The sequence below is a fragment of the Streptomyces sp. NPDC002446 genome (assembly GCF_053595675.1).
Genome location: NZ_JBSFYC010000011.1, coordinates 124,622 through 149,654, shown reverse-complemented (window position 1 = coordinate 149,654; position 25,033 = coordinate 124,622). Strand labels below are relative to the sequence as shown.

The 25,033-nt window shown below is 68.7% G+C and carries 17 protein-coding genes and 3 pseudogenes; 9 read left to right on the top strand and 11 right to left on the bottom strand.

All coding sequences use genetic code 11. The annotated features are described in order from the left end of the window. The first annotated feature begins 1,042 nt into the window (after window positions 1–1,042). Together ACWD6P_RS09655 and ACWD6P_RS09650 are read left to right on the top strand one after the other, a co-directional pair. Complete coding sequence (locus ACWD6P_RS09655) at window positions 1,043–3,670, top strand: Helicase associated domain protein (RefSeq protein WP_451443475.1); 2,628 nt, start codon at window positions 1,043–1,045, stop codon at window positions 3,668–3,670. A gap of 229 nt (window positions 3,671–3,899) precedes the next feature. Next, window positions 3,900–4,019: pseudogene (locus ACWD6P_RS09650) on the top strand (SAM-dependent methyltransferase); the annotation flags it as partial. 123 nt (window positions 4,020–4,142) lie between these two features. On the opposite strand, the gene ACWD6P_RS09645 reads toward ACWD6P_RS09650, so the two are convergent. The 3 genes from ACWD6P_RS09645 to ACWD6P_RS09635 all read right to left on the bottom strand — a co-directional run bounded on the left by ACWD6P_RS09645 (window position 4,143) and on the right by ACWD6P_RS09635 (window position 10,159). Next, window positions 4,143–4,499, bottom strand: coding sequence for a DUF6300 family protein (locus tag ACWD6P_RS09645; RefSeq protein WP_451443474.1), 357 nt, complete (start codon window positions 4,497–4,499; stop codon window positions 4,143–4,145). Continuing rightward, a complete protein-coding gene (gene dnaE, locus ACWD6P_RS09640; protein ID WP_451443473.1) occupies window positions 4,496–8,140 on the bottom strand; it encodes a DNA polymerase III subunit alpha in 3,645 nt (1,214 codons plus the stop codon). The genes ACWD6P_RS09645 and dnaE overlap by 4 nt, the downstream gene beginning before the upstream one ends. 606 nt (window positions 8,141–8,746) lie before the next feature. Continuing rightward, window positions 8,747–10,159 carry an FG-GAP and VCBS repeat-containing protein gene (locus ACWD6P_RS09635; protein ID WP_451443472.1) on the bottom strand — a complete coding sequence of 471 codons (1,413 nt, stop codon included), beginning with the start codon at window positions 10,157–10,159 and terminating at the stop codon, window positions 8,747–8,749. Between the two features lie 662 nt (window positions 10,160–10,821). On the opposite strand from ACWD6P_RS09635, the gene ACWD6P_RS09630 reads away from it, so the two are divergent. From ACWD6P_RS09630 to ACWD6P_RS09615, 4 genes and pseudogenes are all read left to right on the top strand, one after another. Continuing rightward, complete coding sequence (locus ACWD6P_RS09630) at window positions 10,822–12,684, top strand: ricin-type beta-trefoil lectin domain protein (RefSeq protein WP_451443471.1); 1,863 nt, start codon at window positions 10,822–10,824, stop codon at window positions 12,682–12,684. A 524-nt stretch (window positions 12,685–13,208) separates the two neighbouring features. Next, a complete protein-coding gene (locus ACWD6P_RS09625) occupies window positions 13,209–13,475 on the top strand; it encodes a hypothetical protein (protein WP_451443470.1) in 267 nt (88 codons plus the stop codon). A gap of 155 nt (window positions 13,476–13,630) precedes the next feature. Continuing rightward, window positions 13,631–13,705: pseudogene (locus ACWD6P_RS09620) on the top strand (hypothetical protein); the annotation flags it as partial. 14 nt (window positions 13,706–13,719) lie between these two features. Beyond that, window positions 13,720–14,049, top strand: a pseudogene (locus ACWD6P_RS09615) (transposase); the annotation flags it as partial. Between the two features lie 61 nt (window positions 14,050–14,110). Here ACWD6P_RS09615 and ACWD6P_RS09610 read toward each other — a convergent pair. The 8 genes from ACWD6P_RS09610 to ACWD6P_RS09575 form a co-directional block, all read right to left on the bottom strand. Beyond that, the gene (locus ACWD6P_RS09610) at window positions 14,111–15,559 is read right to left on the bottom strand and encodes a radical SAM protein (RefSeq protein WP_451443469.1); all 1,449 of its coding nucleotides are present in this window, start codon (window positions 15,557–15,559) and stop codon (window positions 14,111–14,113) included. A gap of 5 nt (window positions 15,560–15,564) precedes the next feature. After that, window positions 15,565–15,789, bottom strand: coding sequence for a hypothetical protein (locus ACWD6P_RS09605; protein ID WP_451443468.1), 225 nt, complete (start codon window positions 15,787–15,789; stop codon window positions 15,565–15,567). Window positions 15,790–15,949: 160 nt separating this feature from the next. After that, a complete protein-coding gene (locus tag ACWD6P_RS09600) occupies window positions 15,950–16,186 on the bottom strand; it encodes a hypothetical protein (protein WP_451443467.1) in 237 nt (78 codons plus the stop codon). Window positions 16,187–16,408: 222 nt separating this feature from the next. Beyond that, window positions 16,409–19,510 carry a lantibiotic dehydratase gene (locus ACWD6P_RS09595; protein ID WP_451443466.1) on the bottom strand — a complete coding sequence of 1,034 codons (3,102 nt, stop codon included), beginning with the start codon at window positions 19,508–19,510 and terminating at the stop codon, window positions 16,409–16,411. Continuing rightward, entirely contained in the window at window positions 19,507–20,814 is a 1,308-nt protein-coding gene (locus tag ACWD6P_RS09590; RefSeq protein ID WP_451443465.1) for a lanthionine synthetase C family protein, read from the bottom strand. Before ACWD6P_RS09590 ends, ACWD6P_RS09595 begins: the two co-directional genes overlap by 4 nt. After that, window positions 20,814–21,218, bottom strand: a complete 405-nt coding sequence (locus tag ACWD6P_RS09585) for a hypothetical protein (protein ID WP_451443464.1) — start codon at window positions 21,216–21,218, stop codon at window positions 20,814–20,816. The genes ACWD6P_RS09590 and ACWD6P_RS09585 overlap by 1 nt, the downstream gene beginning before the upstream one ends. A gap of 697 nt (window positions 21,219–21,915) precedes the next feature. After that, window positions 21,916–22,125, bottom strand: a complete 210-nt coding sequence (locus tag ACWD6P_RS09580; protein ID WP_451443463.1) for a hypothetical protein — start codon at window positions 22,123–22,125, stop codon at window positions 21,916–21,918. Between the two features lie 807 nt (window positions 22,126–22,932). Continuing rightward, window positions 22,933–23,565, bottom strand: a complete 633-nt coding sequence (locus ACWD6P_RS09575; RefSeq protein ID WP_451443462.1) for a type III effector protein — start codon at window positions 23,563–23,565, stop codon at window positions 22,933–22,935. Window positions 23,566–23,692: 127 nt separating this feature from the next. Here ACWD6P_RS09575 and ACWD6P_RS09570 point away from each other — a divergent pair, with 127 nt between their 5' ends. The 3 genes from ACWD6P_RS09570 to ACWD6P_RS09560 all read left to right on the top strand — a co-directional run bounded on the left by ACWD6P_RS09570 (window position 23,693) and on the right by ACWD6P_RS09560 (window position 25,024). Then, entirely contained in the window at window positions 23,693–24,124 is a 432-nt protein-coding gene (locus tag ACWD6P_RS09570) for an Hsp20/alpha crystallin family protein (RefSeq protein ID WP_451443461.1), read from the top strand. Between the two features lie 100 nt (window positions 24,125–24,224). After that, window positions 24,225–24,620: a DUF2267 domain-containing protein gene (locus tag ACWD6P_RS09565; protein ID WP_451443460.1), complete on the top strand. Its 396-nt coding sequence runs from the start codon at window positions 24,225–24,227 to the stop codon at window positions 24,618–24,620. Window positions 24,621–24,622: 2 nt separating this feature from the next. Beyond that, complete coding sequence (locus ACWD6P_RS09560; RefSeq protein ID WP_451443459.1) at window positions 24,623–25,024, top strand: pentapeptide repeat-containing protein; 402 nt, start codon at window positions 24,623–24,625, stop codon at window positions 25,022–25,024. Window positions 25,025–25,033: the final 9 nt, after the last annotated feature.

Sequence of the window (25,033 nt, the reverse complement as noted above, 5' to 3'; positions counted from 1 at the left end):
ACAGCGCTGCGCGCTGTGCAAGGCAAACCACCTCGCTTCGCTCGGTGGCCCCGACCCGCTTCGCGGGTCGGGGCTGGGGTGCTGCGCACCCCAGTCACAGCGCTGCGCGCTGTGCAAGTGAACACCCCCGCTTCGCGGGGGTGTTGCGCTCCCGCTCAATCTGACTGCGCAGCGGTCAGATTGACGCTCCGTTCGCTGCGCTTCCGGAGCTGACGGGGTTTCGTGTCTCGTGGCTGCGGCTTCCGCTGCGCTTCAGCCTCGTTTGGGTGGGTCCGCTGCGCTCCCCCACCCAAACGGACCTTCCGGCTTCGCCTCCAGGTCCTTGGGGCCCGCTGGCGCGGGCCGGCTGGCTAGAGGGGAGGGGGTCGCTCGATCGGGTCGGGTTTCGAGCATGGCAGTGCATCGCAGTGATGCAGCATGTAGTATTGGTAGAAGTGGGGGACACCCTCTGAGTTTGTTCGCGGCTCGGGATTCTGGAGTAGGAGAATCGCATGTGGGGTGCTCAAGATGTCGCGCGGCATCAGGTGAGGCACCAAGCGGATGGCCTCGATATGGCTGCGGTGACGGAGAAGGCTGCTGTCCGCGAGCGTGAGACAGCGGAGCAGCTGCGGCGGGGCGGCCCCTCCTCCGAGTTCGAGGGCTCGGGGTGGCCGGCCAATATCTGGATGGCCAAATACGCGGAGTGGCAGCGTGTCAGAGACCTGATGGCCACGTCTAGTTGGAGCGCATACCAGCCGGAGCGGGACGCCCAGGGGGTGAGGTGGGCCCAAGAACGGACAGAGAGGCACGAACAGGCTCTGGCGGCACGGTCCGCCTTTGAGCAGCGGCGGCGGGAGGAAGCGGACGGGCTGCGGCTGTCCGCTGCTACCAGCCGGCCGATCCGAGCGGCGGCCGAGCGGACAAAGCTCCGCCCCTTGCAGGTCCTAGCGCAGCTCGCCGAACAGGTCACCGTGGGCGCCGACGGTACCGTGACCATGCCGCCCTTCACACCGTACCGGTAATCTCCGAAACCGCTCAAAGAGGAGTAAGGGAAGGCAAGACAATGTCCGTGATTTCACTTCGTGAGCACCAGGTAGACCAGAAATCGAGTTTCCGAAAGTGGGTAGGATTTCCTACAAGAAATTCTGTGCCCGCTCAGGGTGCGCGGGGCACGATCGTGTCCGCGACCGGTTCAGGGAAAACGATCACGGCCGCTGCCTGTGCGCTGGAGTGCTTTCCGGGCGGCCGGATCCTCGTGACCGTGCCGACCCTGGATCTCCTTGCCCAGACCGCCCAGGCGTGGCGCCTGGTAGGCCACCGCTCCCCCATGGTCGCGGTGTGCTCACTCGAGAAGGACGAGGTCTTGGAACAGCTCGGGGTTCGCACCACCACCAACCCGATCCAGCTGGCCCTGTGGGCGGGGCGCGGGCCTGTGGTCGTGCTCGCCACGTACGCGTCTCTCGTGGACCGCGAGGACATCGACGCACCAGTGGGCCAGGGACGCGTTCGCGGGCCGCTGGAGGCCGCCCTGGCTGGCGGAGAACGCCTCTACGGCCAGTCCATGGACGGCTTCGACCTCGCCATCGTGGACGAAGCCCACGGTACTGCCGGTGATCTAGGGCGGCCGTGGGCAGCGATCCACGACAACGCCCGTATCCCCGCCGACTTCCGGCTCTACCTCACCGCCACCCCCCGCATCCTGGGCGCGGTTCAGCCGCAGAAGGGCGGCGGTCAGGAGGTGGAGATCGCGAGCATGGTGAGCGACCGGGAGGGGACCTACGGCGAGTGGCTGGCCGAGCTCGGGCTCTCGGAAGCGATCGAGCGGGGCATCCTCGCCGGCTTCGAGATCGACGTGCTGGAGATCCGCGACCCCTCGCCGGTCCTCGGGCTGTCGGAGGAGGCGCTGCGGGGCCGGCGCCTCGCGCTTGTGCAGACCGCGCTCCTGGAGCACGCTGCCCGGCACAACCTCAAGACCGTGATGACGTTCCACCAGCGGGTGGAGGAGGCCGCCGCGTTCGCGGAGAAACTGCCTCAGACGGCCGCGGAGCTGTACGTCACCGAGACGTCCGACGAGGCCCTGGCGAAGGCGGAGCAGCTGCCGAAGTCGTCGATCGACGCGGAGTTCTACGGGCTGGAAGCCGGCCGCCACGTGCCTCCGGACCGGGTGTGGTCGGCGTGGCTGTGCGGTGACCACCTGGTGGCCGAGCGGCGCGAGGTGATCCGGCAGTTCGCCAACGGCATCGACGCCGACGGCAAGCGGGTCCACCGGGCGTTCCTGGCGAGCGTTCGCGTTCTCGGTGAAGGCGTCGACATCGTCGGTGAGCGGGGCGTTGAGGCGGTGTGTTTCGCCGACACCCGCGGCTCCCAAGTGGAGATCGTCCAGAACATCGGCCGGGCCTTGAGGCCGAACCCGGACGGCACCGCCAAGACAGCCAGGATCATCGTGCCGGTCTTCCTTGAGCCCGGCGAGGATCCGGCCGACATGGTCGCCTCCGCCAGCTTCCGCCCTCTCGTAGCCGTACTCCAAGGCCTGCGCTCGCATGACGAACGACTCGTCGAGCAGCTGGCCAACCGAGCACTGACCAGCGGAGCGCGCAAGCTCCACGTGCGGCGTGACGAGAACGGCCGGATCGTCGGAACCGACGGCGAGGGCGAGGCCGAGTCAGCGCTACTGCACTTCTCCACCCCACGCGGCGCGGCGACGATCGCGGCTTTCCTGCGCACCCGGGTCTACCGGCCTGAGTCCCTGGTGTGGCTCGAGGGCTACCAAGCCCTGCTGCGCTGGCGGGCCGACAACGACATCACCGGCCTGTACGCCGTCCCCTACGACACCGAGACCGAAGTCGGCGTGACGAAGGACTTCCCCCTGGGACGGTGGGTACACCAGCAACGCAAAGCACTGAGGGCGGGCGAACTCGACCCCCACCGCAAAGACCTGCTCGACGCCCCCGAAGCCGGCATGGTCTGGGAACCCGGCAACGAAGCGTGGGAAAACAAGCTCGCCGCGCTCCGGTCCTACCAGCGCGCCACCGGACACCTCGCCCCCCGCCAAGACACCACCTGGGACAACCCCGCCAACGGAGCACCCCTACCCATCGGCCAACTGATGGCCAATCTGCGCCGCAAAAACGGCCTCGGGAAGGACGTCGCACGGGCCCGGGAACGCGCGGAACAGCTGGCCGACATCGACCCCGACTGGAACTGCCCCTGGCCACTGGACTGGCAACGCCACCACCGCGTCCTCACCCACCTCGCCACCGACGAGCCGGACGGTGTCCTGCCGACCATCAAACCCGGCGTCATGTTCGACGGCGACGACCTCGGCAAATGGCTCCAACGACAGAAGCAGCCGAGCACCTGGACACAGCTGTCCACCGAACAACAACAACGACTCACCCAGCTCGGCATCACACCCACCAAGCAGCCCGCCCCACCCCCGGCCGCCACAAGCACCGGGAAGACATCAGCGGCCTTCCAGCGCGGCCTCGCAGCCCTCACACAATGGATCCAACGAGAAGGCACCCACCGGCCAGTACCAAGAGGACACAGCGAACCCATCACGATCCACGGCGAAGCGGAACCGGTGGTTGTGAAGCTTGGTGTGTGGATCACCAACACCAAAACCCGCCGCCACAAACTCACCCCCGACCAGCTGGACGCGCTGCGGCAGCTGGGCATCGAGTGGGCGTAGCGCTCGTTGGCGAGGACCGGCCGCCGAGCAGCCGCAGGTCAGCGACGCGGGAGCTAACAGGACGGGCGGGACGATGTCACGTACTACGGCCGGTGGGAGACAGTTGAACCCCGTTGCCGAGTCAGTCGCCGTCTACAGCGACCACGCCAACGGCTACGCCGCTGTGCACGCCCCAAAGATGGCAGATCGTGCCGAGCGGTTCGCCGCCTCCCTGCCGACACCCTCGCTGATCGAGGTGCTGCGGGGCCTGCGTCCGGGCGGTGCGCTCGCGATCTGGTGGAACACCACCGCCTTCGACGTGCCTTGGATCCGTGGGCAGCACGAGAGGATCGCGCATCCCTGCGGAGTGACAAGTTGCGTGCCCTACCGCTGCTGGGGAGCCATGTCCGCACCTGCATCGCCACCTCGAGCGACCTGCGTCCCGTAGGAGACGGGCCAGGCCCCGGACCGCACCAGGCCCCGTGCCCATGCCCTACAGCTCGCCGCTGTGCCAGCGCTGCTCCTCATCCACCAGAGCAATCACGTCCAGCTCACGCCGAAGGACGGCTTCCACCCAGGCGAGGGCAAGCCGGATGAACACCGCCGCATCCTGCGGGCGCACCTCCCCATGGACGCCGACCAGCTCCAGCAAGGCCCCAGCGGCCTCGCTGCCGTCGCACTCGGCACACAGGACCACCTCCTTGAATCCGCAGATCCGCTTCCCGGTATGCCCCTGCCACGTGTGGGGAAAGCGGGCCGTCACCAGGCCGACCCGCCCGCAACGTGGGCAGGCCAGAGCGCCGTCAGCCTCCTGCCATACGGGGCGAGCCTCCGCCTGGTCGGCGGTCACGCCGTACCCACCCACACCCCAACACCAAACACACCCTTGATGTCGGAGGCGATGGTGGCGGCGTTCACCAGCCTGCCGAGGGCATAGACCGTGGTCTGCTGGGGGGACCTGACGCGCAGGTGGACAGGCGTGTCTCCGGGGTGGGCGCCCAGGATGCGTTTCAGTTCCGCGACGGCGGCAGCGTTGACACGGTGGACGGGGATGTCGAGCTGTACTGGTGGCCGGCCGCCGCCGTCGGCGGATGAGACATCGAGAGCCTTCAGTTCCCGGCCGTGGATGTTCAGGATGCCGTCGCGTTCCTCGATCCGCCCCAGAACGGAGATCACGTTGTCTTCCACGAGTGCGTGTTGGACGAGTTGGTAGATCGCCGGGAAGAACAGGACTTCGATCGTGCCGTCGCGGTCGGCGAGGTTGGCGATGGCCCAGGGGTTGCCCTGTTTGGTCATTTTGCGCTGCACGTCGGCGATCAGGCCGGACAGCTTGATCTCCCCCGTGGTGCGGCCGGAGCCGAGGAGTTCTGCGATGGAGGCGTCGCGGTGGGCGGCGAGGATGTGCTCTGCGCCGTCGAGCGGGTGGGCGGAGACGTACAGGCCGAGCATCTCGCGTTCGGTCGCCAGCAGCTGCCGGCGTGGCCACTCCGTGTCGCTGACATTGAAGTCGAGGCCGAAGGCGGGGGTGTCGTCGTCGCTCGGGCTGCCCAGGTCGGCGAAGAGGTCGTCCTGGCCGTAGGCGGCGGCCTTCTTGACCGGGATGACGGAGTCGATGGCGTCCTCGTGGATCGCGGCCAGGCCCTTGCGGGTGTGGCCGAGTGAGTCGAAGGCGCCGGCTTTGATCAGGGAGTCGACCGCGCGTTTGTTGAGTGCGGTGAGCTCCGCCTTGTCCAGGAAGTCGGCGAAGGAGGTGAAGGCGCCGTGCTTCTTGCGAGCCTGGACGATGGCGTCGATAACGTTGTCGCCGACGTTGCGCACCGAGCGCAGGCCGAAGCGGACGTCGTCGCCGATGGCCGTGAACTCCGCGGCCGATTCGTTCACGTCCGGCTGCAGGACGCGCACGCCGTTCTTGCGGGCGTCGGCGAGGTAGACGGCGGCCTTGTCCTTGTCGTCGCCGACGGAGGTCAGCAGCGCCGCCATGTACTCGGCCGGGTAGTTCGCCTTGAGGTAGGCGGTCCAGTAGGCGACCAGGCCGTAGCCAGCGGTGTGGGACTTGTTGAACGCGTAGCCCGAGAAGGGGAGCATGACGTCCCACAGGGCTTTGATGGCGGCTTCGGAGTAGTGGTTGGCGGTCATGCCGTCGTGGAACTTCTCCCACTCTGCGGCCAGTACTTCCGGCTTCTTCTTGCCCATGGCGCGACGCAGCATGTCCGCGCCGCCCAGGGTGTAGCCCGCCAGCCGGCGGGCGATGGCCATGATCTGCTCCTGGAAGATCAGCAGGTGGTGGGTGGAGCCGAGGATGGGGTCCAGGGCCTCCTTCAGCTCCGGGTGGATCGGCGAGGGCTGCTGTCTGCCGTTCTGGCGCAGGGCGTAGTTGGTGTGGGCGTTGGCGGCCATCGGGCCGGGGCGGTAGAGGGCCAGGGCTGCGGCGATGTCCTCGAACCGGGTCGGCTCCATCTGCTTGAGGAGGGCGCGCATGCCGCCGCCGTCGAGCTGGAAGACCCCGAAGGTGTTGCCGTCGGCCAGCAGCCGGAAGGTCGCGGCGTCGTCGAGGGGGATGACAAGAGCCGAGGAGTCGCCGTCTTGCGGGTCGACGGTGGCGAGGTGCACGCCGCGGTTGTCGCGGATGTTGGCGATGGCCTGGTCGATGACGCCCAGGTTCCGCAGGCCCAGGAAGTCCATCTTGATCAGCCCCATGTCCTCGCAACTGGGGTAGTCGAAGCCGGTGATCTTCACGCCGTCCTTGGCGCGCATGTGCAGCGGGATGCGGTCGGTCAGCCGGGTCTTGGACAGGATGACCGCCGCGGCGTGCACGCCGGTGCCGCGGGTCAGGCCCTCCACGCCCCTGGCGGTGTCGATCACCCTGCGGACGTCGGGCTCGCCCTCGTACATCTGCCGGATCTCGCCGCACTCGCCGTAGCGCGGGTGGGCGGAGTCGAAGATCCCGTCGAGCGGGATGGACTTGCCGTTCTGGTCCGGCGGGAGGGCCTTGGTGATGCGCTCGCCGTGCGCGAAGGGGTAGCCGAGGATGCGGGAGCTGTCCTTGATGGCGTTCTTGGCTTTGATCTTGCCGAAGGTGTTCACCATGGCGGTGAACTCGTCGCCGTACTTGTCGGTGACGTAGCGGACCATCTGGTCGCGCTGGCGGTCGTCGAAGTCGAGGTCGACGTCTGGAGGGTTGATGCGCTCGGGGTTGAGGAACCGCTCGAACAGCAGGCCGTGCTCCAGCGGGCACAGCTCGGTGATGCGGGTGGCGTAGGCGACGATCGAGCCGGTCGCCGAGCCGCGGCCCGGCCCGACGGAGATCTTGTTGTCGCGTGCATAGCGGCAGATGTCGGCCACGACGAGGAAGTACGAGCTGAAGCCCATCGGGCCGATGACGGACATCTCGGTCTCGAACCGGTCCAGGACGTGCTGCGGGACGGGGTCGCCGTAGCGCACCGCCAGGCCCTTGAGCACCTCCTTGCGCAGCCACGACTCCTGCGTCTCGCCCTCGGGCACGTCCGGGTAGTGGGGCATCTCGTCGACGTAGTCGAAGACCTCGTCGTACGGCTCGACGCGTTCGGCGATCAGGAGGGTGTTGTCGCAGGCCTCGGGCAACTCGGCGAACAGGCGCCGCATCGCCTCGGCGGTCTTGAGGTAGTAGTCGGTGCCGCTGAAGCGGAAGCGGTTCGGGGCGTCCTTGTTCTTGCCCACCCCGATGCACAGCAGGTTGTCGTGCGCGTCGGCCTGGTCCTCGGTGACGTAGTGCGCGTCGTTCGTCGCGAGCAGCGGGAGGTTCAGCTCCTTGGCCAGGCGCAGCAGCCCCTCGCGCACGTCCCGCTCGATGGACAGGCCATGGTCCATCAGCTCCAGGAAGTAGTTCTCCCGACCGAAGATGTCCTGGTACGCCGCGGCGGCGGTCTTCGCCCCGTCGTACTGGTTCAGGCGCAGGCGGGTCTGGATCTCGCCGGAAGGGCAGCCGGTCGTCGCGATGATTCCCGCCGGGCGCTCGGCGATCAGCTCACGGTCCATACGCGGCTTGCCGGCCGGGAACTGCCCCTGGTAGGAGGCCTGCGTGGACAGCCAGAACAGGTTGCGCAGGCCTTCGACGCTCTGAGCCCACATGGTCATATGGGTGAAGCGGCCGCCGCCTGAGACGTCCTTGGAGCCCTCGCCGTCGTCCGACACGGCCCGCTGGCCACCGGGACCCCAGAACTCCTGCCGGCGGCTGTGCCGGGAGGAGGGGGCGACATAGGCCTCGATGCCGATGATCGGCTTCACACCGGCGTACTCCTTGGCCACCTGCTGGAACTCGTAGGCGCCGAACATGTTGCCGTGGTCGCTCATCGCGATGGCCGGCATCCCCTGCCGGGCGACCTCGGCGAACATCGGCTTGAGCTTCTGCGCCCCGTCGAGCATCGAATACTCAGTGTGATTATGCAGGTGGACGAAGCTTTTGCCGGACACCAGGCGGTCACCTCCGGAGCGGGTCAGGGAAGCCGTCACCATATCCCCGCGACCGCTGTCGAACCGCCGTTCACACGAGCGTCAAGAAAATCAACTCGCCTGCACAGCGCCCACCTTGAGGTATCACGCAAAGTTCCTGCCAGCACGGCGCGGCGCCCGGCAAGAGCCGTCGGGACCCAGTCAACATCGGCTCGCGACGAGTAAGACGAGTAAGGGGCCGCCACAAGAGGCGACTACGTTAAGTAATCACAGTGCGGGGGTGGGTCGCTGATCCGGGACAGGCGGAACGCGGATGCCGACATCGACCGCAGCATGTCCTGGCGGGCTACCGGCGGGGGCCAGCCGGCCGGCCGGCGACCGGTGCGGACGGGGTGCTCGCGGTGGCCACGCCCGACGAGCCGGACTTCGAAGCGCAAGCACCGGATGGAGGTATTCAGCGGACGCTACTTCGTCGACCGCCGCGCGGTATCCGTGCAGGTCCTCGCCGGGGACGCTGAATACGACGCGACATCAGCGAAAAGAGCGCGGAACTCAGCGGGCGTGCCCGGGGCCTCGGCCGGTGGTCGGCTGGGGCCCCGGGGTGCTCATGTGGTTCGGCCCGTGCGAGTCGTTTTGCCGGGGGGCACGGGCCGCAGGCGGCGGTGTGCGTCAGCCGGCCAGGTGCACGCCGAAGCCGGGGGTGCCGGTCGTGGCGACGCCGGTGCCGGCAGGGGTGATGCCGGGCGTGCCGTAGGTGCCGATCCTCCCGTCTCCACGGAGGTAGACGACCGCGCCGTCTCCTGAGTTCTCGCCGGCGACGCCGACGATCAGGTCGGTCTGGCCGTCGTTGTGGGTGTCGGCGAGGTGGACGGCGCTGCCGAAGCGGTCGCCGGTCTCGTCGCTGCCCGGAACGTTCGGTGTGCTCTGGGCGAAGAACTGGGCGTGCGTGCCGTCGTTGGGGCCTATCCCGTCGAGCCCGTTGTCGCTGCCGTACACGTAGGTGACCGCGCCTGTGCCGGTGGCGCTCCCCAGGCTCTCGCCCGGGGCTCCGATGGCCAGGTTCTGGTGGCTGCTCCCGTTCCAGCGGGTGACCGCGAGCGAGGCGCCGAAGCGGTCGCCGGCCTCGCTGGAGTCGGGGATGCCGGGAGAGTCCTGGGTGATGCTGTACGACATGGCGGCGGCCGGACCATTGGCGTCACCGTTGAATACGCGAACGATGCCGCCGGACTCGTCCGGGGCGCCGAGCGCGATGTCTTCGTACTTGTTGGCGTCGAAGTCGCCGATCGCGGCGGCGGTGCTGGTGGGCAGCTTGGTGTGGCTGGCGGGGTTGAGGCCTGAGTCGGAGCCGAGGACGTAGTACGTACTGGGGCCGGTGACGACCAGGTCCGCGATCAGGTCATGGCCGCCGAAGTTGCCCGAGGTGAGGGATGCCGGGGCGGACGTGACCGAGGCCGGCGGGACGAAGCGGTAGCTGCCGCCGTTCGTGCCGGACTTGGTGAAGCCTCCGCGGTAGACGTCGATGGTGGGACGGTCGGAGGCGATGGCCAGGTCGGGCTTCTGGTCGCTGTCGGACAGTGCGGTCAGGAGCCGACCGAACTTGTCGTGTGAGGACGGCGCCGGGTCGGCGACCGTCACACCGCTGGTGAGGCCCGTGTCCGAGCCCCACAGGATGGCGACGGTGCCGCCGTCGGTGTCGGTGCCGACATCCTCGCCGGGGGCGCCGACGGCCAGGTCGGCATAGCCGTCGCCGTTGAAGTCCTCGGCGACGATGGCCTCGCCGAAACCGTCACCGGCCTCGGCGGTGCCGGGGACGCCGGTGCTGTCCTGGCTGATGACGGCGCGCCTGGCGTTGGACGGGTCGCTCACACCGCCGTAGACGATGACGACCTGCCCTGCGCCGGAGCGGCCATTGACGTAGGCGCCGGGAGCGGCAACGGCGATATCGCGATAACCATCGTTGTTGAAGTCGCCGGGAACGCCCGAGCCGGCCGCGGCGGCGGTGTCCGCCGTGGCGACGAGCAGACCGCCGGTCAGTACCGCTGCCGTGGCAGTGGCCAGGCCGACGACGAGGTGCTTGCGCAAGCTGAGTCTCCTGTTGCAGGGGGAATCACCCGTGTCTGTCCGGAGCTGTCCTCGGGCACTACACGGGATGGCGCACAGGAGACCGCTGATGTGGCTCAAGGGTTGCGTAAGAAGGCAGAGAAACGCAGGGTGTGCCGGCATGAAGTCCGCCGTCGATGCTGAAGACGCGATGGTGGTCCGGTTTCCTGCTGCGGGCCGGGCCAGGAGGTGGACTTCGAGTGGATGGGCTGGGCCGCCTGGCACTGACCCTTACCGTGCCGCCGACGTCGATGCTCTGCCCGGTGCCCACCCCGAGGTCGACTGGTAGCAGCTGCGCGTGTCGGCAAAGGCCGGCGCTCCCCGCTCGCCTCGCTGCGTTCGCAGCCAGAAGCTGTCCCGGTGTGACGAGTGGCGGGTCGGTGCCTGGTTCCACGGCGGTGCCCATGGGCTTCGGCGCGGCGGGCCGAGCCGGCCAAGGTGGCACCACCCGGCGCCGGCAAGGCGTGACCAAGGACACGTATCCGCTTCAATCGGACACCTGACGGTGCCGCCCCAGGTCCGGTAGTCCGGCTTTGGGAATCGCCAACTTTCCTTGCGAAAAAGGTGAGTTGGATCGTCAGAGGTTCGGCGCGCGGGCAGCGCGCCACCCGACGTATGGGAGAGACATGACGTACGGGAGAGACATGAGGCGATTACTCCGCCCCTTATCGAAGCGGCGCGCGAAGCCGACGACGTACCCCGCGAGAAAGCCGCGCTGCCGGTCGGCCGCCGGGCTCACCGCCCTGGTGACGGTCGTCGCGTCGGCGGCCATCGCGGTCCTGCCCACGACACCCGCGCAGGCCTCGCCGCTCCGCAGCACCCCGCTCATCACGTACAACCTGCTCGGTGCCTCGAGCGGCCAGGACAGCAAGTGGACGTCCACGGTCGGCAATTACATCCAGGCCGCCGAGATCGTGACCCTGCAGGAGGCAGGTCCGACGCCGCCCGGCAGGTTCCAGGGCACCATCCCCGTTCCGGGACTGCCGCAGGTCGGCCGGGCGGGGTACATCCAGCACCACCGCTGGGAGTACAGGTCCGCGAACTACGAGGTCTATTTCCTGCAGACCGACACCATGGCCGGGCGCTACGAGGGCGGCCGCAACAACGTCGCCGTCGTCACGCAGCGCACACCGGACGAGGTGACCGCCGTACCCAGCCCGGTCGCCAACGGGCGGGCCGCGCTCGGGGTGCGGTTCGGCGACGACTGGTACTTCACCTTCCACGCCCGGCCCACCGGCCCCAACCGCCCGTCCAATGAGTCGGACGTGATGCTCGCCCGCATCGCGGCCTTCGTGAACCAGGTACCGGGACGGTCGTGGACCGTCGGGGCCGACTTCAACGACGAGCCGGGAAACTTCGCCCTGCCGCCCGGCGCCCACGCCTACAACACCGGTCTGCCCACCCACGAGGGCGGCCGCGAGCTGGACTACGTGGTGGCGTCCGTCAATATCCCGAACCACCCGATACGGCGGCTCAACGGCGCCTCCGCGGACCACTGGGCCGTCGCTGTCGGCGGCATGCGCGCGGGCGGCGAGCCGCAGCCCCTGTTCACCAGCCCCCGCCACATCGAGAACATGCAGAGCGGCGGGTCGCTGGAAGCCCTGGGCGGAGGCGTGTTCAACGGCCTGCCCGCCGTCACCAACCAGCGCAACGCAGGGTTCGGCCAGCGCTGGGACCTCGAATTCAACGGGACCAGAACCGTCCGCATCCGGCTCCCCAAGGGCAGGTGCCTCAGCAGCCTGCTGGACCGCCGGGACCACGGCAAGGCCCTCATGTTCGACTGCGGAATGACCGGCCGCCTCGAAGACTGGCGGCTGCTCTCGTTCGGCAACGAGCAGTACCAGATCCGCAACATCCCGCTCGGACTGTGCCTGGACGCGGGCACGGCGACCAGCCCGCGTGACCTCTCCGGCCTGGAGCTGAACCCCTGCAAGGCGAAGGAAAGCCAGCACTGGTTCCTCGCTCCCCCGGCCGACTCCGCCCCCAAGGCCAACTTCTTCTCGGGCGACCTGTCTATCGCCCACCCCGGCCCCTTCGGGCTGGAGAACGTCCGCACCGGCCGGATGCTGGCCGGTGAACCCCGCGGGCTCAACGGCACGCGCGTGCGCGCCTACCCGCACCGCACCCGGCCCACGCCCAATGAGGAGAAGTGGATCCCCGAGTGGGTCGACGCCGATCGGCTGCGGCTGCGCGACGCGGCGACCGGCCTCTGCATCGAGACGGACGCGAACGTCTCGAACGACGGGTTGCTCGGCCTCGACCTGCGGGCCTGCAACGGCTCCCGCGCCCAGACCTGGCACGTGGAGCCGGCCCCCGAGAACACCTTCCGGCTCCGCAACGACCAGCGCGTCCTCGGCTCTGAGCCCTGCCTGGATGTGGACCAGTTGTCCGCCAACACCGGCACGGACATCGTCAACACCAATCAGTGCGAACGCGGCCGCGCCTCCCAGCGCTGGTTCTTCGCACCCTTCGACGCCTCCGCGGGGCTCGACGAGACGGGGGAGTGACGCCCGGTGCCCTCGCCGATGCCCGGCGGCCGGCGAGGCCGCCGGGCATCATCACACCCTGGGCAGCCGGCATCGGGCTTCTGGCACCGTCGGGGCAGCAACGGACATCCCTTTCACGGTGAACCCGTGCTTCGTGCCCAGGAGCCGAAGTGAGGCGATACCGGGGACGCCGTCCGGCGGTCCGCCGACGCGGGCCCGCTTCTGCCAGTTCGCGTACGCGATGCACGTCACGGACCCGAACGAGCCGTCGGAGGCCCACCGGGCGTCCAACAGGCCCTCCGCCCTCAGGGCCGGGTCCGGAAGGCCCCGCCGGTAGTGCCCGGCGGGGCCGTTCGTGCGGTTCATCTGGTCGAGTGAAAGACTGACGAAATGCCGCTCGGATGGGCGACCCCCCGACACTTTGATATGAGTGCAGCGGTTAGCGGATGCGGCAGTGCGTAGCGAGCGCAAGCGGACTGGGCGCTCCGGAGGTACGAGGCTCGCACCTCCGCTGTTGAGCGCAACTGCCGGAAGGGATACGAATCGTGAAGATCGCCAAGGCTGCTGCGGGTGTTGTCGGTATTGCGCTCGCTCTGGGGGCCGCGTCCCCGGCGCTTGCCGCTCCCGCGCCGCTCGATGCCGGGAAGCTGCTGGACGCCAACACCGTCAGCAAGCAGGACGTGAAGAACCCGCTCAAGGACATCGACGCCGAGGTGCTCGTCGGCGCGGTGAGCAAGGTCGCCGACAAGCTGGCGACGAAGAACGACCTCGCCTCCAAGACCAAGGCCCTTGGCGGCGCGGCCACCCGCTGATTGTCGGCAGGTGAAACATTGGCGCCCCGCAACCCGGGGCGCCAAAGCCATTTCAGAACCCGAAACTCTTCATGGTCTTTACGATGCGACGCCGTACAGGCGCTGGCGCAGGTCCATACGGTGGACTGTGACGCTTCGAGGGCGGGGAGAAGAACAAGGACGTCGCCGATGTCCTCCGGGTGACGGAGCGGTCGGCGGAGCGGTGGCGGCGCCAGTGGCGTGAGCGGGGCGAGGCCGGAGTCCCGGGTGGCGCGACCTGCGCGACCTGCTGGTCAGGGCGTACGTCCAGCTCGGAGGCCCGATTGTGCTGGTCTGGGACAACCTGCGGATGGACCTGTTGCAGCCACTGTGCGACTTCATCGCCGCCCACGCCGAGTGGCTCACCGTCTTCCAGCTTCCAAGCTACACACCGGGCCTCAACCCACAGGCGGGGATCTGGTCGCTGGTCAAGGGCGACCTCGGCAACCTCACCGCGGCCGACCTCAGCCAGATCACCCGAGCCGTCAAGCGGAGGCTCACACAGATCCAGTACCGCCCGGGCATGGTCGACGGCTGCCTGGCCTGCACTGGCCTGCACCGGCCTGATCATGGACGACTGACCGACATCACGAACTCAGGTTCAGTAGCGTTGGCGATCAACAACCAGAGTCGCATGGGGCCTCGGCAGGGAGGCCCGCGCGAAATTGCTCGGCCTCGGTGAACTCGAAGCCCTCCGCCACCTGGTCCGTGAAACCCGCGGCGACCATCCTGGGGAGGTTCGTGCGCCAGAAACGGCCTTCGGAGCGGATCGCCGCCCCGTCTTCATCCAGGTGCCGCTTGGGGCAACCACCCCAGCAGACGGGGAGGAACGAGCAGCGGGAGCAAGTCGGCAGCGTGGTCGGGTCGAAGTCTGCCCACCAGGACCGGTCAGGGAAGCTTTCAGGTCTGTCGCCGGGACGCACCTCGGGCATCCCCAGGAACCGGCCTGTGGCGCGGCCGCGCTCGCCCACCTGCAAGCCGCAGCGGTACTCCAGGCCGTCCGCCCCGACAACGGCCGAGTCATGCGCCAGGGCGCCGCAGACAGACGTCTTCGGATGGGGGAAGCCAGCCACGATGTCCTGGTCGTCCTGCGCTGTGGACGGTAGCTCTCTCATGGCCAGGTCCTGCAGTTCCTCGAACCGCTCCGGATCGAGTTCGTGAGGGCGCAGGAACGACGAACGCTCCGAGTAGGCAGACAGTTTCGCAACCATGAGGACGCACCGGAACGGGCCGTCGAACCAGCCGCGGGCCTTGGCGAAGTCGATGAACGCCCGCAAATCCCCAGCGTTGCCCTGGTCCGCGTTGTATCTGAGGTCCACTCGAGTGTGCCGCACCAGCTCGTCCACCAGGGCCGCGGCCTGCTCAAACGACGACTGGTCGGCGAGAGATCGATGCTCGGGCCGGTAGCGCCGCCGACGGTCGTGGTTGTCCTTCATACCGTCGAAAGAAATCTGGGCTTCTTTGATCTTGTGGCGGGCGACAAAGGATCCGGGGTCATCGGGCCACCGCGTGCCGTTGGAGATGATGGACGCGTGGTACCTGATCCCTGCGGACCGGCAGTATTCCTGAAGCGCGAGCGATCCCCGTTCCAGGAAGTCGATGCCGAGCATCGGTTCACCGCCATACCAGTCCACGTGCAGCGAGCGCTTGCCCCCTAGCCGCTGCGCCGCAATGTCGACGAGCGTCTCGGCATCCGTGAGGCGGAGCGCGTCAGAGGTGCGGGACTCGTAGCAGTAGTAGCAACCCAGGTTGCAATCCATGGTGGTCGTTACCAGCAGCACGACGGGAGCGCTGCCGCGGGCCGCCCAGTACCGCTCGCGCACCACCGCGACTTCGTCGAAACTCGGCTCCACGAGGAAGCCGTTGCGGCGCAAACGTGCGGTGAGCCGTTCGTCGAGGGTTCCCGGAGGAATCAGCCGACGGTCTCCGCTGAGCAGGGTCGAGATCTCTTCGGCATCCGGTCCGTCAACCTTGAAGACACTTCCGGTACTCGCGTGGAAGAGGGCGTATCCCTCGGACATCGGCACCCGGAAGGTGTAGCGAGAGGTGGCGAGAGCTTGGTCCATTTCGGCTACTCGATCTCGACGATGGCGACGCAGGTCGAACGGCTTCCGCAGAGCCGGGGCGGCCGGGCGGCGCTGCCCAGTGACTCTTCGCTGATGTCCTCCAATTGAGAGTCGACGATCGTGGTGAACGCGACTTCATACCGGGCGCCCGGTGTGAGGCGCACGTGTTGCTGCTCCTCGTCGGAGGCGACGAGGCGGATTTTCGGTGTGGATGCGGGGTTCTCCTGCACAGTGGCACTCCTTACAGCGACCAGATGCGGTGCGTTTGCTCACTCTGGACACCGGGGCTCAGCGGCGCCATTCGACATGGCCATTCGGTGCACTGGCACCCGTTTATGAGTCCAAGATCATCCAGTGGCGGGTTTCTGGCTCAAGCGCCACCGGGCGAGGTCACCAGAAGATCCAGGCCGCGACCTTTCCGTCGGCCTTGTAAGAGGCAATCACTTCCCCGGCCACGGACGGTGGGGATGAATTCGCGACGGTGGCCACATCGCCGGGGTTTTGGTAGTTGCCCATCCAGCGCCAGATCTTGAGTGATCTTTGCGCAGCAATGCGTTGCTTGATTTCAATCCCTTCCTCTGCAGAAAGGACTCGATCAGCGGGGATCTCTTCGTTTGGATACTCCATGCTGCTCCTCCTGCTGCTGCAGTAGCTGGTTGTAGCGGGCGACTACAGAATCTACAGAATGTGTCCAACCGCACCGATGTGTGAGATACGAGGTCGGCGTGTCGGGCGGAGAAGTGCAGGGTCTACCGCATTGGCCCTGAGTTTTGGGCCCTGAGTTTTGGTGAGAGCCCAGCCCGTGGCCGTGCCGATCGCTTGGACCGGCCACTTCCTGCGCATCGGGGTTCAGGCTCCTGATACCAGGCTGTGGCGGGTGCGGTAGAGCAGTTCCAACGCCGTGTCCTCGGCAGCACGGTCCGTGCCCAGGAGGCGGTTGCAGTGCAGGTGTACATAGCTGTGGCACAGCTCGGGCAGCGTCTTGCCGAGTTGCCGGTGGCGATTCAGATCGGCGAGCCGGTCGGCGACGTCTGCCAGGTGAGAACGACGCTGGGTGAGGACGTCGTCGATGAAACGAGGGGGTGGTCTGCGCAGCAGGTCGCAGAATTCCGCCTTGCGGGTGCGGTACTCCGCGCCCGCGAGCCGTCGCTGGGGAGTCTCCCGGTGGTAGAAGCGGAGCCGCTCGGCTTCGCTCAGGCCGAGCCCGGTCAACAGGTCGTCGATGGTGAGCAGCACCAGGCTCGTCCTGTCGAGCTGGGACTTACCGGCGTGGTCGAGGGAGAGCAGGTCGAGAACGGCGGAACTGTCGGCGGAGTACAGCTGTTCGGTGACGTCCATCCCGATGAGGCCGCCGTAGCGTTCGATCTCACGGTCGTAGACGTCGAAGGTGAACCGGGAGACGTGGCCGTCGGCGAGGAGGGTGCCGGCCCAGTCGCTGAGCGCGGGGATGAGCACGGAGGGGTTGCCGCGCAGGCGTAGTCGCAGGTGGGGTTCGGGGTCCGCGTAGCGCAGGAAGACGCGTCGGTCGCAATGGTGGTCCAGCGAGCGGAGGAGCTCGCGGATGCCGCCGACGAGCAGGGATTCCTCCTCCTGCCGGTCGCCGTAGAGCTTGACGAAGGTCCAGTCGCTGCCCGGGGGGCGCAGCCGGTCTGCCCTCGCCACCCGGACGCCGGCTTTGCGGGGTGGAACGGAGCGCGGAACAGGGTCGTTGCGGGTCATGGACACCACGAGTTCAACGGTGTGGCGGCCGTTCGGCCCACTGACCCAGGCGTCGTCGAGGCCGGGAACGGCCTCCTGGAGGACCACGCTGCCGCCGGGTCCCAGACGGTTCAGGGCACGCCGTATCTCGTTGGTGTGGGAATGCGCGGTGGCGTCGATGAGGAGCCGGTGGTCCGCGGCCGTGTCGCTGCTCGTGAGGTACGTGTAGCGGGGCACCCGCCACTGGCGGCGCCAGGCGTCGAACTCGGCTGGGAAGCGGTCCGGCTGCCCGGCCATCTCGTGCGCCGTGGCGTGGTCGATGCGCCATTGGGCCGGGTGCAGGATGACGGGGCCGGAGGTGACGCGGGGCAGGTAGGGGAAGTCGCGGGCCGGGCCCCAATCGAAGCCGATGAGCTGGGCGGTGCCGTCTCGGCTCACATCGGCGAGGAATTGGCAGACGGCGGGGGCTCGGCTGTGGTTGAGCATGTGCCCCGAGCAGACGCTGACCTCTCGGAGTCCCCCCGTGCCGTCGTCCCAGATCAGTGCGAACCTGCCGTTCGTGACGCGGACCGCGAGCTGGTCGAGGGGGATGTAGCGAGCGGGTCCGTCCTCCGCGCTGGTGCGAATGCCGACCTCGTGGTCGCGGATCGCGGGCCGGACGACGACGTTCGCCGAGCGGGTCTTCTCGGGGAGGTACACCAGTTCGGCCAGAATGCGGCCGGCTTCAACGGCTTGTTCGGCGTCGGCGATGTCGCCGAGGGCGGGAACGGCACCGGTGAGCATGCCTGCGAAGCGGCCGAGGTTGCGGCCGGCTGCTCCGGCACCGACGTTGGGGCCCACGACCAGGTGGAAGTCGCCGGCGTCGATGGCGGCGGGTGACGGGGCGGAGACCATGGCGTAGAGGTCGAGCGACGCGGGGAGCCGCTCGGGGGCCGCTTCCCAGAGGGCGAGTCGGTCGATGGTGTCCTGGTTGAGGTCGATGCTGGTGAGGTGGTTGTGGAGAGCGCCGGTGGCGAGGCGGAGCAAGGTGTCGGCCCGGGCGGCTTTGGCGGGAATGACCGGAGGGAGGAGGGACGGTGAGCCGAGGCCTGTGACGGGATCGAGGAGTTCGAGGACGGACACGTCGCGGTCGGTGCCGTAGCGGACCTCGAACGCGCGCCGGTACGCGCTGATCTGCGGCAGCCCGAAAGGAAACGGGGTGAGCCGCAGCAGTAGTTCGGCCGCTCGTACCGCCTCGTCGGCCACTTTGCGGGACACCTCGCAGGCCGCCAGGGGCAGAACCGTGTCGACCTGGAGCGGTGTGGCCGTTTCGAAGCCCGTGACGCGGCGGGCGTGGTCGGCGAGCGCCGGGAAAGCGGCGGCGCCGGTGCCGGCCGGCTGCCTTTCCCAGTCCTGGATCGCGGCCAGCAGTTCGCCGAGGTCCGCAGCGGCGGTGGCGGCTGCCGGTATCCGGCTGAGGTGGTCGAGGACATGTCCCGCGGGGTCGAGGTGGGTCAGCGGTGGGCGGAGGTCCGTCAGGAGGAATGCGTGCCGCCACAGCCGGTACAGCAGATCGTGGACCTTGTCGGGAGTGGCTCCGGGGACGGCTTCCAGGAGGTCGGCAGCGAGGTCGGCGTAGGAGGTGGGGGTGCGGGCGAGGGCGAGGGCGCGAGTGACGGCGCCGGTGGCGCGGAGGGTGACGTTCTCGCCGCCGTTCGCCCCGAGGACCGCTTCGACACCGCTCAACGTGATCCGGCCGGCGCGGTGCAGCACGGCCGGATTGGCGATGACCGTGGTCGCCTCCCGGATCTCGGTTCGCGATTCGAGGGCGGTGACGAAGTGCACGAGTGCATGCATGTCGATACGGGCGTGGACGTCGGGAGGCTGGTCGGCGAGGCGGACGTCGGTGACCGGGCCCCACCGCCCCAGGGCGACGCCGGCGTTCAGCCCGAAGGGAGTGGGCCGGGTGCTGAGGCGAATGAGGTAGCGCAGGATGCTCGACTCGAGGCGCCGCTGGTCGCGTTCGGTGCGTACCGGCCTCAGCAGTGAGGTGGCGAGTGGCAGCGAGGAGACGACGACGGCACGCCGCGCGTGCTCGTTGTCCCGGACGCGAGCGGTTGCGGGCGCGCGCCTGAGGTCCTCGGCTGCGGGGTAGTGCGTGACGGGGAGGATCGGGGTGCGGATCACGAAGTGGTCGAGACAGCGGTAGAGCCCTGATGCCCGGGGGGCGGCTCGTCGCCGACTGTCGGGACCACGGGAGGCGTCGGCGCTCATGACAGCAGGAAGAACCGGTCCCAGGCGGGTGGTTCGAGGGTGACGGCGGCAAGAAGGGTGAGGGCGACGCCTGCGGCGCCTTCCAGGAGGCCGGACCGGTCCTCGCGAGTGCCGTCGGGCTCGACACTGCGATAGCCGAAGGGTGCCTGGGGCTGGTATTCGCCGAGCAGTTGGTCGACCAGGCGGCGCGCGCCGTCGCTGATCTCCTCGTCTCCGGTGTCGACGGCGAACCGCAGGGTGACCTGCAGAAGCCCGGCGATGCCGTGGCAGAACCCGGGCGAGTCGATGCGCCGCCGGGCGACGGGGCGCCGCAGTACGGCCCGCATGGCCGCGACGGCCGTACGGGTCAGATCCGGGTCGCCGAGGGCGGTACCGGCGAGCCAGAGGGCGCGCGCGACACCGGGGCTGCCGTAGCACCAGGCGTCGCGGGCTGCCGACGGTGCGGCGGAGTCCTCACCGAGCGGGACGACCGACGGGTATGCCCCTCCTCGGGCGTCGTCGACCTGGTGTGCGGCGAGCCAGGACGCCGTGCGGCGGATCGCCTCGGTGTGCCCCGCGCCGATCGGACCGTCGGCGTGGGCGAGGGCGAGCATGGCGAGGGGGCCGGTGATGCCGTGGGCGAGACCGCAGTTGGCGACTGCGGTCCGGTACCGATCGCGCAGGCTCTCGTCCGTGATGAGGGCGTGGGGGGTGTGCCAGGCGGGGACGCCGTCGACGGCACGGGACAGGTCCACGAGCCAGGCGAGCACGGTGTGGAGAGCGCGGTCCCGGGCTGGGCCGGTCGGCCGGGAGTGGAGATACGCGGCCACGCCGGTCCACCCCGACACGAGGTCGAACGTGCCGACGGCGAGGCCTTCCCCGGTGACCGCGGGCAGTTGTCGGGGAATCCGGGTGTACAGGCTGTCGTCGATGCCGCCGAGCAGGGTGCGGTACCGCTGTCCGCCGTGAGCCAGGTACGAGGTGGTGAAAGCCACTCCGGTGAGTCCGGCGAAGAGTCCCAGGGTGCCCACGGGGTGCGACGCGGTGCCGTCGACGGCGCGGCTGAGGTGATGGTGGGCCACGAGGTCCCAGCCCTCGCCGGGCAGGCACCGGTCGAGATGTCCGAAGGCGAGCGCGAGGCCGCAAGTGCCTTGGGCGGTGCTGTGGGTCGTCCACCGCGGACGTCCCTGGAGCTGCGCCGTCCGGGCCGCTCCCTCGACGATGTCGGGATCACGCAGCCGCGAGAGCACGTCCACGCAGATGGCGCGCACCGAGTCGGCGGTCTGCGGATCACCGATGGCCGGCTGCCAGGCGGACGGGGCCATCAGCCTTCCTGCGGCGGCGTGTGCTCGACGACGCGGCGGATGACATGCTCACCGGCGACCTTGCGGGTGACCCCGTCGGACCGGACCTGACTGACTTCCAGGACGTAGTGATCCTCGTAGAGACGGCGGTCGCACTCCGAGGTGCAGGAGCCGCACGTCTGACAGGTTTCGGTCTCGCCGCGGGCCTCGTCGCGGGCTTCGTCGCGGGCTTCGAACACGGGGCAACTGCCCGCACAGGTACTGGCGCAGCTGTTCGTGCATTCATCGCCGCAGGTACTGGCACAGCTGTGGGTGTCCTCGATGACGAAGTGGTCGACTTCCCGCGTCGTCATCTTGACGCGGATGTCCAGGTCGAACTGGTCATCGTCATCGTTGTATACGACGTGTGCTTGCTCGTCTTCCATGGCTCAACCCTCGGCAATCGGTCACCGAGCAATGCCTTTGTTTCTACGATGGCACCTCGGGTGAAGGCCGCAACCTGGGCGGGCGCGGGCCTCTCCGCGCCTCCGCGCCTCCGCGCCTCCGCTCCACCGCCCAGGCTCTCCGGCTTCTCGTTTCGGCGGAGCTTCACCGGTTGCTGACGGCGACCTCGTCCTCCCGTGGGCGACCTCGTCCTCCCATGGCGGATCCGACGTGGAGACGGCCTGGAGGACGTGGAGACGGCCTGGAGATGGAGAACGCTGGGGACGAAAAAGCGAACGCCTGGCGGGTGCCCGTACCTTGGATGTCCTGTTCGGCGCCTTCTACGGCACATCCGGGTTCGGCAAGACCGAGCTCGGCCTGGTGCGGTGTTTGGCCCGTGCCTGCGCCGGGGACGGGGTCTGGTTTCCGGGCCTGCGCCGGCGCCTGCCGCGGGTGCCGCCGGGCGGTATGAGGCCGGGGCCTCCTTGTGGGGCGGCGGTTACGGGCGGGTCGGCGTCGGCGTCGGCGTACTGGTGCAGCCAAGGATCCCCCTGCGTCGTCTTGCGGTCATGAGACTGCTGGCCTGTTGTGCGCGGCTCTGGAGCGCGGTGTAGTTGCGGACCAGTCGAGGCCCGTAATCGGCGCGACACGATTGCTTCAGCGACGCGGCAAATGGGCTGAGTCAGCCGTTGTTTGCGATCACTGGCCGGCTCGCGAGACACCGTTGACCAGTTGGGTCAGGAAGTCGAGGATTCCGTGCCCTAGAGGAGTGGGGGCGATCAGCACCCCGAGCGCCAGCACGATGACCACGGTGAGCTTCTCGTCGAAGCGGCTTCGGGCCTCTGTGCGGCGACGAAGCCGCAGGATGACGATGACAGCCAGCAGTATGGCCACGTTGATTGTCAGCAATCGCTCAGCCCCCCGGATCGCGGCCTCCTCGCGCCGAGAGTGCCGGCGCGTCCATGCCAGCCCTTATGTGTAGTGCGATCTCAGCTACGGCGCGTCGTGGTTGCTTGCAATTGGCAATAAAGCGTTTCTTCTGGCCGGATCCTGCAGCCGCGTGGCGCGGTGCCCCTGGCTGCTGGTCTCAGCGGTCGCCACTCCCCCTCCCCCTTCGCGTACTGGCGGCCAGCCCCGACGTCTCCAGCTACGGCCTTGCTTCCGAGGTCGGACCGCAGCACGCCGGTGGACGTTGGGACTCTCACCGATGTGCGCCGTACTGCTGGTCGGCCCACGGGCGAGGCGATGCCGTTCGGCTCTGCCCAGGGAAGTCCGGTCATGGGGCCACAGTAGGACGCCGCCATCGTGCGGCCGCCGCGGATTACGCCGGGACTCGGCCCGTTGCGCTAGAGCCAGCCGTTGCGCGTGCTCCCGCCGACGTGGCGGTGGGTTGATCCCCCGCGCGGGGATGGTTCCGGTCTCAGTGATGGTTTTGTTGCCAGTATCGAGCAGGCTCACGGCAGCCAGCATTCGCGGTCCAGCTGGCACGTACGACCTCCGGCGTCAGCCTTCCACCGGTTGATGCATCCCGAGATCGCCACCGTCAGGGCCGATTCGCCGGCAAGACAAGCATGACAAGCAGCCTGCCTTTCCCGTCATGCCGCGAACGAGGGGCGCGCCTTAGCTCCTCGTTAACTCCTCGTTTTGAAGAGGCGCCGAGTTGCGTCACGTGACGGCAGGGGGATCTTGCGCATGCCTTGGGACAAGCGGGTGGGTTCAGGGGGGTGTGAGGGTGTCGAGCCGGGCGGCGAGGTCGGGGTGGGCGGCGGCCAGGTAGGGGCGGGTGGCGGTCAGGGGGGCGATGAGGTCGGCGGGGTCGTCGTGGGCGAGGGCCGCGTGGAGAGTGTTGAGCGGGCGGCGGGCGGTGGCGGGCAGGTCGGTGAGGGCGGTGATCTGGCCCGCGATGCGGCGCAGGTCGGCGGCGTTTGCGCGGGCCCAGGCGGCGGTGGTGCGTTCGGCGGCCCGGGCCTGGCGGGTGGCCGTCACGCGCTGCTCGCCGGTGGTCCCGGCGGGGCCGGGGCGGCCGCGTAGATAGCGGCGTTCGGCTGCCTGGCGGCTGGCGACGCCGAGGGGATGGGCGAGGTCGGCCCAGCTGGCGCCCGCGTCGCGGGCGGTTTCGATCAGGCCGGTCTCCCATCCGGCGAGCTGCTCGCGCACCTGCCGCAGCAGCATCAGGGAAGCCAGCGCCTGCTCCGGCCCGGGACCGGGACCGTCGGGCATGTCCGGAGAGTCCCGCTGGGCGTCGCGCAGGGCGTCGTCTATGGCGTTCAGGGCCGCCGCGGCGGCGAGGAACGACGCCGGGCTGTGGGCGTTCGTGCTGGTCGTGGACGTCTGGTCGGCTGCGGTCACGGACACCTCCCTCGGATTGTCGTCATTTAGACGACATCATGTTTGTCATCCATTGGATGACATGTTACAACGATGTCAGTGAGCGCATTGGCAGCAACTGCCTGAACCTGCTGGAGGTGTTTTCACGATGTTGATGCGCACTGACCCCTTCCGTGAGCTGGACCGGCTGACGCAGCAGCTGATGGGCCCGGGTACCTGGTCGAGGCCGTCGGCGATGCCGATGGACGCCTACCGCGAGGGCGACGAGTACGTGGTGGCCTTCGACCTTCCCGGTGTCACCGCGGACGCGATCGACATCGACGTCGAGCGGAACATGCTCACCGTCAAGGCCGAGCGCCGGCCGGTGACGAAGGCCGACGACGTGCAGATGGAGCTGTCCGAGCGGCCGCTGGGCGTCTTCTCCCGTCAGATCGTGCTCGCCGACACCCTCGACACCGAGCACATCAAGGCCGACTACGACGCGGGCGTGCTGACCCTGCGCATCCCGATCGCCGAGCGCGCCAAGCCCCGCAAGATCTCCATCGGCGTCGGCTCCGGCCACAAGGAGATCTCCGGCTGACACCGGCCGGACTGGTGCGGAGGACGGGCACCTGATCTCCCCCCTCACCCCGCCCTCCGCACCCCCATGGGCAGTCCGAAGAAGAAGGGGCGGCGGCGAGATGACTCTGCGACGCGAAGCGTTCCTTGACCACGTGAAGGAACGCGGCGAATACGGCACTGCGGAGGAAGCAGAGCGCGCGGCCCGCGTGGTGCTCGCCCTGCTCGGCGCGCACCTGGTCGGCGAAGTCCGCGCCCAGCTCGCGGCGCGCCTGCCAGAGGGCTTCGCCCTGATCCTGCTCAACCCGCTGCAGAGCGCCGAACCGCTCCCCCCGGAGCGGTTCGTCCGGGCGACCGCCGCCTGGATCGAGGGCGCCACCGAGCAGACCGCGGCCTGGGACGTCAGCGCCGTGCTGTCCACCGTCGCCGACGCCGTCGGCGACGACCTGCTGGGACAGATCCTGCTCCAGCTCCCGGCCGGCTACGACCTCCTCTTCGGCCGCCCCCAGCCCACCTGACCATGACTGGTGGTGCCGCACCCCCGGCCCCCCACCCATCCCGGCTCCGCTGCATCGAAGCGGATCTGCGCGGCGCGCGCCTGGTCAAGGCCGATGTGCGGGAGGCGGACTTCTCGCGTGCGGACCTGCGGGAGGCGAACCTGCGCAAGGCACGCGCTCATGACGCCGTGTTCGCCGGTGCGGACCTGCGGTTGGCCGACCTTCGAGGCTGCGACCTGAGCGGCGCAGACTTGAGGCAGGCGAATCTGGAGGGTGCACTGGCCAGCGACCTCACGGTCTGGCCGACCGGGTTCGACGTTCGGACGGCCGGAGTCGTCGTCACCGCAGACCCTGGCACCGAACCGGACAATCTGCTGCCAGCCGCCGCGATCACAAGGCAGGCCCCGCCTCTGCAGTCTGCCTGACGCCCGGTC